The organism is Pseudomonas sp. PA-1-3F, assembly GCF_021609665.1.
Classification (GTDB): Bacteria; Pseudomonadota; Gammaproteobacteria; order Pseudomonadales; family Pseudomonadaceae; genus Aquipseudomonas; species Aquipseudomonas paracarnis.
Map to the genome: position 1 here is coordinate 17,179 of NZ_WJZD01000034.1, position 12,477 is coordinate 29,655.

Annotated in this window: 8 protein-coding genes; 1 reads left to right on the forward strand and 7 read right to left on the reverse strand. The window is 62.4% G+C overall.

The window, feature by feature from the left end:
• Nucleotides 1-2 precede the first annotated feature (2 nt).
• The 6 genes from GIV26_RS21795 to pbpC form a co-directional block, all read right to left on the reverse strand.
• Entirely contained in the window at nucleotides 3-1,946 is a 1,944-nt protein-coding gene (locus tag GIV26_RS21795; protein ID WP_236282180.1) for a pilus assembly protein TadG-related protein, read from the reverse strand.
• A 223-nt stretch (nucleotides 1,947-2,169) separates the two neighbouring features.
• Entirely contained in the window at nucleotides 2,170-2,727 is a 558-nt protein-coding gene (locus GIV26_RS21800; RefSeq protein ID WP_054896403.1) for a DUF4136 domain-containing protein, read from the reverse strand.
• A 43-nt stretch (nucleotides 2,728-2,770) separates the two neighbouring features.
• A complete protein-coding gene (locus GIV26_RS21805) occupies nucleotides 2,771-3,373 on the reverse strand; it encodes a DUF4136 domain-containing protein (protein ID WP_236282182.1) in 603 nt (200 codons plus the stop codon).
• A gap of 23 nt (nucleotides 3,374-3,396) precedes the next feature.
• Nucleotides 3,397-4,146: a methyltransferase gene (locus GIV26_RS21810; protein WP_047712475.1), complete on the reverse strand. Its 750-nt coding sequence runs from the start codon at nucleotides 4,144-4,146 to the stop codon at nucleotides 3,397-3,399.
• Entirely contained in the window at nucleotides 4,139-4,447 is a 309-nt protein-coding gene (locus GIV26_RS21815; protein ID WP_003188211.1) for a MazG-like family protein, read from the reverse strand. The genes GIV26_RS21810 and GIV26_RS21815 overlap by 8 nt, the downstream gene beginning before the upstream one ends.
• A 93-nt stretch (nucleotides 4,448-4,540) precedes the next feature.
• Nucleotides 4,541-6,853 (reverse strand): peptidoglycan glycosyltransferase PbpC, encoded by a 2,313-nt coding sequence (pbpC, locus tag GIV26_RS21820; protein ID WP_268943358.1) that lies wholly within the window; start codon nucleotides 6,851-6,853, stop codon nucleotides 4,541-4,543.
• 224 nt (nucleotides 6,854-7,077) lie between these two features.
• Between pbpC and GIV26_RS21825 the strand changes: the two genes are divergently transcribed.
• Entirely contained in the window at nucleotides 7,078-7,371 is a 294-nt protein-coding gene (locus GIV26_RS21825; protein ID WP_003188208.1) for a hypothetical protein, read from the forward strand.
• A 123-nt stretch (nucleotides 7,372-7,494) separates the two neighbouring features.
• Here the strand turns inward: GIV26_RS21825 and GIV26_RS21830 are convergent, their stop codons facing one another.
• Nucleotides 7,495-12,390 (reverse strand): alpha-2-macroglobulin family protein, encoded by a 4,896-nt coding sequence (locus GIV26_RS21830; protein ID WP_236282186.1) that lies wholly within the window; start codon nucleotides 12,388-12,390, stop codon nucleotides 7,495-7,497.
• Nucleotides 12,391-12,477: the final 87 nt, after the last annotated feature.

A 12,477-nucleotide genomic window follows, 5' to 3' on the forward strand; every position in this document is an offset into this window, starting at 1 on the left:
AGCTAAATCACCAGATAAGCCCGGCCCATATGGCAAGAGAGATTGGCACCGACTTCGGCATTGCCCAGGTTGATGCCCAAGGCGCTGAGCAAGGTGTTGACGACAGGGTCGAGAATCGGTGACAGCACATTCTGGATCAGCCCCACCACCGCCGTGGTGATGGTCGCCAACAGCCCGGCAACCCCAGCCAACGCGCCACTGGAGACACTGCCGCTGGGCGGTGCATAAGTTACCTGCAAGCCATTAAGGGTCGCCGCCAGGCTGCCGACGATATTGGCGGTGCCCGGCGCGAACTTGTAGGTGGGCGGCGCATTCATCTCGGCCACCGGCGCAAACACCATCGTGCTGGTTTGCGCGGCAATGGTGGAGTTGGCTTTCAACAGCAAACCACCCCCCACATTGGGTGTACGGTTGGGGCTGCACAGCAGCGTCAGGACCACACAGTAGCGCTGGCCAAAATCGATCAGCCTGACCGGCTGCACATCGACTGCTGCGGAGGAAGAAAAAGCCGCCACCGGATCCACTGTACCGACCGCCAGGGTCGCCAGGGACGTAGTGGTTTTCACCGTCAAGGATTTGGAGGCCGGCGAGTCGCAATTGAAATCCGTGACATGGGTTTGCGCACTGCCGGCTTCGATGTAAATGGCCAGCGATGTGGTGACATCGACGTCAGCCACATTGCAGGCCACCAGGCACAACACACCGCCAACCACCGCCGGCAGGTTGAGGTTCAACAAGCCCTTGACCACCTGGGACACCGGCGTGCCCAGGCCCGTCAATATGGACGCCACGCCAGAGACCGCCTTGATGATCGGCGCCTGCACGGTCACCAACGTGCGCACTTGCGCGGTGCGTACAAAAATCTGATCGGTCGGAGGGGTATTTTGCAAGCCCTTCTTGGCCAACACAGGATTGCCAATCGCTGAAAGCTGCGGCGGTTCGATGACCTTGGTCTGGATCGACACATTGCCCACCAGCGGAATCGCGACCTGCGCCGCCGCACTCACCGCATTCTTGCTGCTGGACAACTGCGCCACCGCTTCCAACAGTTGAAACAATTGCACGTTGCTATTCAGCGCCGCCGTCGGCGTGCCGGTGGCGATGTCAATCAGGTCACCCACGGTCAACAGCTTGCTGTTGGGCGCAATGGCTTGAATCGAAACCACGTCATTGACGACCGCTGTGACCGCCGCACCGTTTTTCTGCAAAACCTTCACAGCAGCGTCGATCAGTTGAGTAGCCGAGACTGCGGTACTGAGCAAGGCATCGTAGTCACCGGCCTTCACGTTCAGGTTGATCGCCAGTTGGTCCAAATAACTGAGCAGGTTGACGTTGGTCTGCAGCAAGCCGTTCCAACCCGCCGCCGTGAGCGAAAGGTTGCCGCCGAGCAGATTGCCGATGACCAGGTTGAGCAGCGGGGATTTGCCTGAATCGACGCTGGCCAGGCTGCTGCGGATCGACAACTGCGCCACGGGCGGCGGTGTCGCCGCGACGGCGGTGGCGCTCAAGTTGATTTGCGGGGTAATCGGCGCACCACTGAACAGGTTCCACAGCCCATTGGCGACGCTGGTCGTCACAGTGCGGGAAGCCATCACGCGGATAGCGTCGCTCTTGGTGGCATCAGCGGTAAACACACGGGTGTTCAGAGCATTGGTCGCCAGGGTGCCGCATGTCACCGCCAGGGTGCTGCCATTACCGACCACAAAACCGTTGCGCGCCGCATTTTGCGTGGCATAGGCGTTTGCGGTGGTGTTGGTACCGCATTGGCCACCGAGACTGGCTGCCTCCAACGCCGAGGTATCGGCGACGGATTGCAGCTTGCGCTTTTCCAAATACAAGCGCCCGCTGTCGACCGCCAGCAACGTAAACACCAAGGCCAAGGCCAAAGTGCCTGCCGCCATCAAGCCAATTGCACCACGCTGTCTGGAGCCGAATCGGGGAGACATCGAAGCACTCCTGCGCTAACTCTCCGTTGCACTGGAGTGTAGACAAGGCTTCGGCAGGTTGCTGGCAACTCGCCACATTGGCGACTGGCGGAGATGCCCTGATACGCCCTGATACTGTAGGAGCGAGCTTGCTCGCGAAAAACCTACAGACGCCGCGTTGATTCAGGAAGTACGCGTTATCGTTGACGTTTTTCGCGAGCAAGCTCGCTCCTACAGTGAGCGATCAGCGCGGCGGGTAGTTGGAAAGGATCTTGGTCACGGTGCTGCGGATGGCTTTGTTGCGTTCCTCGGGGTTCGGCGTGCTGGCCATCATCTGTTCGTCGCTGCCGCGCCACACCAGCTTGCCGTCCTTGCCGTCGAGCAGGTCGATCTGGATGGTCGCGACCTTGTAGGTGATATTGCGGGTTTCGTTGTACATCGGCGCGCCCCAGTAACCATTCCACGGGCCGCCCCAGGCACCGCCATAGTTGGTGGTGACTTGCTGCTGGCGGTCTTCGACGATCAGGTAGGCCTGTACATTCAGGTCAGCCTTGGTGCCCGCCGCCGCAGGACGCATACCGCGCTGATCCAGCTGTTCGCCCACGGCCTGGCGGATGCGTTGCTCGGTGAGGTCGCTCTTGATCCTCGGGTCATCGGGACGGTACTGCAACGCTGGGTCTTTCCAGGCCCAATTACGGTAGGCGCCGAAGTCTCGGCTGGCGTCGAAATCGTGGTTGACCTGGTTGCTCTGGCAACCGCCCAGCAACATGACAACAGCAAGCGCAGCGATGCGACGAAGCATGGTGTTCTCCAAAAACAACGTGGGCCTGTAATGAGAATAGCTGCTAACTGGGCGGATAGGCAGCCATTGCCTTCTGCATCGCCTTGCGCAAGCTATCGGCGCGTTCGCTCAGGCTGCCCTGGCTGGTGGTTTCGGCACTGGTGCTCCACACCGGCTGGCGGGTGCGCGCATCAAACAGGCTGATACGCGCCACGGCCACTGTCACTTCATAGGTGCGCACCACGGGCACGCTGTTGTACATGCCGTAACCGTTGCCATAGCGGTTATAGCCGCCGTAGCCGTAACCATAATCGTCCTGGACCTGGCGCAGGCGTTTTTCCAGGCGTACATCGGCGCTCACAAGCAGGTCGGGCGCACGCTTATCATGCAAGGGGCGCAAGCCTCGCTGATCGAGGGCGCCGCTGACCGCCTCGGCAATCTGCGCCGAATCGGCCCAGGCCGTGCCCGCCGGCAACTGACCGTTGAGCCAACCCCAGCTGCGGTAGGCACCATAGTCGCGCACCGGCGCGGGGTAGGCGCTGGCATCAAAGGTAGTGGCCGCCTGGGCGGGCGCCGGCGGCATCGGTGCCGAACTGGCGATGTAAGGATTGGGGCTCGAGCACGCCCCAAGGCCTAGAGACAACAGGATTAAACCGAGACGACGCATGTCGACCTCCCACGCTGGGCCGCTTAAACCGGGCGGCAGATCCAGTGCAAATATCGCCCAAGCCCGGCAAAGCTTGGGTGACGACGGTGAGCGAGCTCCATCTCCAACAAGTCCTGCAGGTTGGCGCGAGCCTGGAATTCCACCGGCATATAGTCGTGGAACACCCGCACGCCACTTTGGCTTTCGACCTGCCACAGCCCTTCGAGTTGCGCCGCCAACTCCCGTGGGTCCAGGGGTTGTTGCGGCGTCAGGCTCTGCTTTTCGCCGGCCATGTCGTTCTTGCGCATTTTGCGGAAGTGGCCTTTGAGCAGATTGCGGTAGATCAACGCATCACGGTTGTAGAATGCCAGGGACAACCAGCCACCCGGCAGCGTCAGTTGGTGCAGTACCGGCAGGATGGCGTGGGGCTCGGCCAACCACTCCAGCACGGCATGACACAGCACCAGATCGTAAGGCTCGGTGAGTTGGCCAAGCAAGTCCTGCCACGGTGCATGAATAAAGGTCGCGCTTTGGCCCGCGTCAGCGAAGCGCTGGCGCGCACCTTCAAGCATCGGCGCCGCGGGTTCGGCCAAGGTTACCTCGTGGCCCTGCTCGGCCAGCCACAGCGACATGTGCCCCAGGCCTGCGCCGATATCCAATACGCGCAACGGCCGCTGCGGCAAGGCTTGCACCAGGTCGGCCTGGAGCACCGCCAGGCGAATCGCGCCCTTGGCACCGCCGTAGATTTTTTCGGCAAAGCGCGTGGCCAACTGGTCGAAATGACGATCACTCATGGGCAAACCGCCGTTCGCTATCGGCCAGTTTGGCGCGCACCACTTCGTTCATATCCAGCCCCAGCTCACTGCACAGCAACAGCAGGTACAGGACAATATCGCCGACCTCCTGGCCCGCATGGGCGAGTTTATCGGCGGGCAGTTGGCGGGATTGGTCTTCGGTGAGCCATTGGAAGATTTCCACCAGCTCGGCCATTTCCACGCTGGCAGCCATGGCCAGGTTTTTCGGGCTGTGGAACTGCTTCCAGTCGTTGGTATCGCGGATGCGGTGCAGGCGTTCGGTGAGGTGTTCGAGGTTCATGCGGGGGCTCCTGAATGGGTATAGCTTACCCCATGACGGGACGCGGAGCGTCCCAGGCGGCGTTCCCACGCAGAGCGTGGGAACGATCAGCGATCAGTCGACAACGCTGAACTCGAGCCTGGCGGTTTGGCCGGCTTCATCCAATACGCTGAGCTGATAGCGGCCCAGCCGTTCAAAACTGGCATTGATGCTGTCCTGGTTCGCGCTGTCGCCCAACGGCGCACCGTTGAGAAACCACCAACGCCGGCCACTGCCGCCCAGGGCGGAGATGTTCAGGCGCAAGGCTTGTTGACTGGCAGCGGGCAGGCGCAGTTGGTCGCCTTCGCGTACGCCCACGATGGACAACGGCGATGAAGCGGCCAGCGCCGGCGGAGGGCAATCCGGGTCAGGCGCAGGAATGCGCGCTTCCCGGCGTTCAATCCTTGGCAACCAGGGCTCCAGCGGCGCCGGCCACAGCGCGATGTTTTTGGGGGTTGCGCCAGGGCAATGGGCATCGACCCTCAAACCCTTGGGGTTAACCCAGATGCTTTCCATCAAGCCCACGCTCAAGGGTTGATCCAATGCCTGCAAGGTCGGCGGCGTGGTGTTGTCCAGGGTCCAGGCAAAACGCTGGCGGCGGCAATTGGGGTCGCTGCGGCTCATGGGCTGGCCCAGCGGCCAACAAATCGCTGCCACGCCGATATTGGCAGGCACCGGTTTGACTGGCGCACTGATGCCGCGCTGGCTGTCGCGGTTGGTCAGCACGTCATGCACCTGCAACATCAACGGTGCTGCCGACGCCAAGCCGAACTGCCCCGGTACCGGCGTGCCATCGGGCCGGCCGATCCATACGCCAATCAGGTAACGCGGGCCCACGCCAATCGCCCAGGCATCGCGAAAGCCATAACTGGTGCCGGTTTTCCATGCCAGCACCGGCCGTTGGACCAGCTCGGCACGTGGGTCACGGTCGGGCCGCGCCTGGCCGCTGAGGATGCGCCGCACAATCCAAGCGGCGCCGGGCGACAGCAACGGCCGCTCCCTGAGCGTATCGTCCGGCTGTAACCGCAGGCTGGCGCTCTTGCCATCACGGGCCAGGGCGCTGTAGCCACTCACCAGTTCTTCCAGACGACTGCCCGCACCGCCGAGGATCAGCGCCAGGTTCGGCTCGGCCAATGCCGGCAACGCCAACGGCATGCCACCGATGCGCATCTGTGCGGCAAAGCGCTTGGGCCCGTAGGCTTCCAGCAGTTGCACCGCAGGCAGGTTCAACGAACTGGACAACGCGGTGCTCGCCGGCACCGCGCCAGTAAAACCCATGGAAAAGTTGCCTGGACGGTAATCGCCATAGCGCCGAGGCACATCCTGCAACAGCGATTCGGAGTGAATCAGGCCGTCATCCAACGCCATCCCGTAGAGAAAAGGCTTCAAGGTGGAACCGGGCGAACGCAGCGCGCTGATCATGTCCACATGGCCAAAGCGCTTGGTGTCATTGATATCCACCGACCCCAGGTAGGCGCGCACCGCCATGCTTTCCTCTTCCACCACCAGGATGGCCGCCGAGGTGTGCTCCGGCAGGCGTGCGCGCCAGCCCAACAGCAGGTCTTCGAGACGGCGTTGCAAGGTGGCATCCAGAGTGGTGCGAATCAGTGGCGGGCTGTCGGGGCGATTCAGGCGACGTGCGAGCAAGGGCGCCAGGCTCGGTTCCAGGCGTGGGGCGAGCAACAGGGGTTCTTCCAAGGCTTCATCCACCGCCGATTGCGGCCATACCTGAAACTCGGCCAGGCGGCGCAGCACTTTGTCCCGAGCCTGCTGGGCGCGCTGCGGATGACGGTCCGGGCGCAAACGGCTCGGCGCCTGGGGCAATACCGCGAGCAACGCGGCTTCGGCGTGAGTCAGTTGTGATGGCGACTTGCCCAGGTACGCCCAACTCGCTGCCGCCACGCCCTGCAGCGTACCGCCGAAGGGCGCGCGGTTCAGGTACAGGTTGAGGATTTCATCCTTGGACAGGTGCCACTCCAACTGCGCGGTACGCCACAGCTGGCGTAACTTGCCGTGCAGGGTGCGTGAGTGCGGGTCGAGCAGGCGCGCCACTTGCATCGACAAGGTGCTGCCGCCAGAGACCACCCGCGCGCCGCTCAGGTTTTGCCAGGTCGCACGCACCAGCGCCAACGGGTTTACGCCGGGGTGTTGGTAGAACCAACGGTCTTCATAGGTGAGCAGCGCGTCGAGATAATACGGCGACACTTCGCGGGTCTGTACCGGGTAGCGCCATACGCCATTGGCATCGGCAAATCGCCACAGCGGCGTGCCATCTTCGGCCAGCACCACCCGCGCCAGGTCGTCCTGGGGCAGGGGCAAGGGCCAGATGCGATCGGCGCCCCACAGCAGCGCTATTACTAACGCCACACAACCCAAAGCCCAGCGCAATAACTGTGGGAGCGGACTTGCTCGCGAAAGCGGTGGGTCAGTTGGCAGAGATGTCACAGGCACGCCGCCTTCGCGAGCAAGCCAGCTCCCACATTGGGCCGCGTACATCTGCAGGTGATTAAACTAAAACTCAAACGGGCAAACCTCTATGCTTGCAGGGAACTCGCCTGCGTTATCGACAACCAAAGGCACAGTTACGCCCACCTTCTCATCAGGACACGCACATGCAGGTAGAAAGCTTTTTCGAATGGTTGGGCCAGGCGCTCGGTTCCGTCATCCGTTTTATCGTCGACGGGCTCAGCGGTTTGTTCGGGGCCTTGACCCACGCCGGCGGCAACTTTATCGACGGCCTGTCACGCACCTTGGGCATGGACACCTCGATCATCAGCATCATCACTCTGATCGTCGGGTTGCTCTTCCTGTACTCGGCGGTACGCGCCTTTATGCGGGCCTCGATTATCGTGGGAATCATCTGGCTGATGCTGGGGCTTTGGTTGCTGAGCTGGGTCGTACACTGATATTTCGATCCTCTCCTGTAGGAGCGAGCTTGCTCGCGAAAAACTCACAGACGCCGCGTTGATTCAGGAAGCACGCGTTATCGTTGACGTTTTTCGCGAGCAAGCTCGCTCCTACAGTGTCTTTCAGCGGCCCTTGATCACCATATCCACCGGCGTCTCGCCCACGGCCTGCCAGTTCGGCCGATACATCGACTCTACCTGCGGCGGCGGCACGCGGTAGGTTCCCGGTGTCACCGCACGCGCCAGGTACAACAAGTGCGTGGTGCCATAGCCATCCAGATTCATGGCCGCCACATAGCGATCATCCCTGAACTCCTGATGCTTGAGCGAGGCATTCTGCATCGACTCGCGCCACTCCTTGACCTGGCTACTGGCGTTCTCCAGGCTCGCTGCGCTTTGTGCCAGGTTCTGGTTTTCCAGTTCCAGGCCGGCGGGCAGCAAGTCCACCACCAGGGCATCCGGCACCCGTTGCTTGGCGCTGACGGCCAGGTGCACCAGCACCAGGTCGCCGCTGTTGAGGCTGCGCAAATTCAACGGCTGGCCATTCATGCCCAGGTATTCGCGGCGAATACTCAGGTTCTCGCCACCCGGGGCAGGCGGCACTTGTGGGTAACCCGAGATTGTCAGTTGCTGGTAGACCGGTACATCGCTTTGATTGGTCAGGCTCAAATTGCCGGAAAGCAGCTTGCCTTCCAGGTTGAGCGTCGACTGCTGATTATTCAGCTCATGCTCCCCGTCGCTGCCATCCAACAGCACCTTCCACGCCGATTCGGGCTGGGCGAAACCCAGCCGCCCGGCCAGGAACAGCGAGTTGCGCTCCTGGGTCGACAGATAGGGGCTGGCCGCCAACTGGTCCGACAAGGTAAACAGGCGCTCTTCACGCTTGCCCTTGGCCAAGTCATTTTCCTCCAGCAACGCCAGAATCATCGCCTGATCGCGCAACGGGCTGCCGTAGTCGGCCAGCCACTCCTTGGCACTGCGCTGCGCCGCCAAACCGGCAAGCAAGGCTTGATCGGCACGCGGCTGGTCGCCCATTTTCTGCAGGGCGATGGCCAACTGCACCAACGGCAAGCCGGAGCGTGCGTCGCTGCGCCGTTCGAACAGACTGCGCAACGCACCCAACGGCGCCTGCTGACTGCGCGCCAGCACCATACCGGCGTAGGCCTGTACGGCGAAACGCGTGTGCTCGGCGTTGTCGCTGTAATCCACCTCGATCAGGTTACGTTCCTGCACATACCGCAGTAGGCGCTCGCTGGCCTTCTTCAAGGCTTCAGGCGGTACGGCAAAACCCTGGTCGCGGGCGCGCAGCAGGAAGTCGGTGACATACGCAGTCAGCCAATATTCTTCCTCGCCATCAGCGCCCCACAAACCGAAGCTGCCGTTGTAGCGCTGCATCCCCAGCAGGCGCTCGATGCCCAACTCGATCTTGCGCTTACGCTCGGCATCCGGCTCGCCCTTGATGCTCAGGCGCTTGAGCAGCGCGTCGTCGGCGTACAGCGACGGGTACAAGCCACTGGCGGTTTGTTCCAGGCAACCATAGGGGTACGCCTTGAGCGCACTGATCTGCGCGCCCAGGTTCAACGGCGGCCGGCTCGACAGGCTCAACAGCGCCTCACGCCCCGAGGCATCGAACTGATCCAGCGCACCCGCCGGCAAGCTCCACGGCTGATCCTTGATCACGGCGCGGTAATGCTTGAGCAAGGCCGGGTACGCCGGGCGTACGCCCAGGGTCCACTCACGGCTGAACGGCGGCAGGTTTTCCCCCGGCAGGTCCAGGCCATTGACCGTAACCTTGACCCTGCCCTGACCGAAACCGCCCCAGGCTTGTACCGGAATGCGCAGGGTGGTGCGCTGGCCTTGCTTGAGTTCAACCGATTGCGCGTCGCTGTTGACCAGTTCCAACGGCCCTTGCGTCGTTAATTGCACATCGAGTTTCTGCGCCTTGCCCGACAGGTTGGAGAGGTCCAGGGCCAGGGTGGTCTGGTCGCCTCCTGCCAGGAAGCGCGGCGCCGACAACTCGGCAATCAGCGGGGCGGCAATCACCGTCTTGCCTTCCGCCATACCGTAGCGATCATCGCTCCAGGCTTGGGCCATCAGGCGCAGTTCGCCGTTGAAGTCGGGGATATTGACGCTGACTTCGCCCTCGCCTTTGTCGTTCAGCGTCACCGGGGCGCTTTGCAGGGCGACGATGGTTACGCTGGTGTCCGGGCGTTTGCCGCCTTTGGCCAACGCCGCGTCGCCACCAAATGCCAGACTGGCCAGGCGCCCTTGGCCGGCTTCAATCAACTGGCCGTAGATGTCGAATTGGTCGACGCCATAGGCTTTGCGGCCAAACAGGCTGGCGTACGGATCGGGCGTTGGAAATTCGGTGATATTGAGGATGCCCACGTCCACTGCCGCAAGCAGTACGTGCACCTTTTGAGGCACACTGCCATCGGCGTTTTTGGCGGCGATCTTTACCGTCAGCGGTTGTTTGGGGCGCATTTTTTCAGGTGCAGTGAGGGTCAGGCCGAGTTTGCGCTGGGTGCGATCCAGCGGCAGGTGCAGCAAGCCCACGGCGCGTTTAGGCGTGATATTGGCTTTGCGCTCGCCGGGACGAATCACCAGGGCGCTCACATACAGATCGTGGCTCGACCATTTAGGGTCGAGCTTCACCGCAAAGCTTTTGCCTTCGGCCGGCACGTCGATTTCCTGCCACCACAGCGGGCCTTCGGCAGACTCCACCAACAGGTAGCCTTTACCGGCAGCCGGTGGCGTGACGGTGACGTTGGCGGTGTCGCCATCGCCATAGGCGGGTTTGTCCAACGCTAGCTTGACCTGGTCGGGGCGCACGGCGCCGCCTTCGGTGTTGTCCTGGGCCTGGTAGCCGGCCCAGAAACGCAGGCTGCTGACCAGCCCGGTCTGCGGGTCTTCGACCTCCACGCGGTAAGGGCCCCACTCCACCTGGAAGCTGACCTTGGCGGTGTCGCCCGCCTTGATGTTCAGGCTCTGCTCATCGAGGTTGAGGAATTTCTCGTTGAAGTGGTAGCTCCAGCCGTCATTCTCCGAGTAGTTCCAGTAGTAGTCGCGGCGCTCACGCACCAGGCGCACCTTGAGGTCTTGCGCGGCCAGTTTCTGACCGTCCTGGTTGGCCACCAGCACTTCGAATTCCACCGGGCCATCGCCGTTGGTTTCCTTGCCGTCAAACAGCCCACGCAGGCCCGGCAATTGCTCGGCCGGCCAGATCGGCTGCACCAGGCGCCGGGTGATCGGCCGACCGCCGGACTCCTGCAGGCTGGCTTGCACAATCAGTTGCAACGGCGACTTGGCCTCGGCCCACTTGCTTTCCAGGGTCAGCGCTTGCTCGCCATTGGCGTCGAGTACGCTTTCGTCCAGTTCGAAATCCTGGCTCAGCTCTTCTTCAGTGACGGAACCGAACTGGTAGCCCGGCAGGGATTTGACCGCCTCACGCAGTGGCCGCACGTACACCTGGCCACTGACGCGGTTACCGGAGGCGGGCGCGCCGTAGAGGTAACGACCGTTGACCTGGATGACCGGGTTATCCGCCGGGCTCAACGCCGTGTCACTGCCCTTGAGTTCCAGCGCCAGGCGTTCGGGCAGAAAGTCTTCGACGAGAAATTCATAGAGTTGCGGCTTGCCGTCACCGAGGTCGAACACCAACTGCCAGCGCCCGGTCGGCGCCTCGCCAGCCAGCTGCAACGGGTATTGATACAGGCCCGACGCGTCGGCCTCCCACACGAACTTGCGGCTCACCTGTTCATCCGGGCGCCGCACTTCGACGCTCACCGGCTGAGGCTTCACCGCCTTGCCATCCTTGTCACGCAACAGCGCGTTGAGCAGCACGGTTTCGCCGGGGCGATACAAATCACGCGGGCCGAACACAAAGAACTGCAACGGGTGGGACGGTTGCCCGCCGATATCGAACTCCGCCAAATCCAGCGCGGCGCTGTCCAGGCGCAGCAGGCTGGTTTGCTCGCCCTGCTTGGCCAGTAACACCTGGGCTTTTTTCGGCAGCGGCAACTCGGCGTGGCCACCGTCTTCGGTCTTGCCCTGGCCGAGCACGCGGCCTTCGGCATCGAGGATTTCCAGTTCGACGCCGTTGAGTGCCTTGCCGCCTTCCAGGGCCTGGGTAAACACATCCAGGCGATTGGCGTAGCGGTGCACCGACAGGCCGATATCACTCAAGGTGAACAGGGTGGCCGGTTGCGAATAGTTGTAGGTGCCCGAAGCGCGCATCACCGCGAGGTACACGCCCGGCTGCTGCAACTGCTTGAGGCCGGCAATCGGTAGCAACAGGGTTTCGCGGGTATTGCGCGCCGGGTTCAGGTCGAAACGCCCGCCGTACACCAGTTCGGCCATTGGCAGCAGTTCACGGGACTCATAGCTTTGCAGGCTGGTATTACGCCCCCACTGCGCCAGGAACGACGGCAGGGATTCGGGTTTGATCCGAAAGAATTCCACGTCGATCTTGTCGACATTCAACGCGATCACCGGCAGGCCCTCGGCCAGGCGCGTCGGCAACAGGGTGCCACGGCTGGCGAAGCCGACGGTGGCTTGCAGGTCGCGGGTTTCCAGGCGGGCGCTGTATTCGGCGGCGAGGGTGTTGCCGTTGACCGCCTTCACCCCTGCGTCCACGGTCAGCACCAGTTTGCGCTGCGGTTCAAGGTGGCGCAGGCGCAATTCCATCAGGTTATCGGACAGTTCCCAGGCGCCATCGACCTTGCCGGACTTGCTGTCTACCAGGTGCAGCTTGTCGGCGAATTTCTGATCGGGGTCCAGCGGAATGGAAAAACTCACCGACAGCGTGCTGGCCCCATCCAACTGCACCTCGGACACATCCACCACGCTCAGCTCACGCCCGGCATAGCGTTGCTTCAACGCTGCCACGTCCACCGCCGCTTTCACCGGCTTCGGCGCTGCCGCCACGGTGGGCGCAGGCGGTGCAGCGGGTTTATCGGAAGAATCGCAAGCGCTCAGCAGGGCCAGCGCGCAGGCCAGGAACAGTCCTTTGTTAAGCATGGGGCACTCATCGTCAGAGGGAACCGAGGGGTGAACTATATATCAGCGCCGACCAAGCCGCTGCGGCGCCGGTCACATTGACCGACA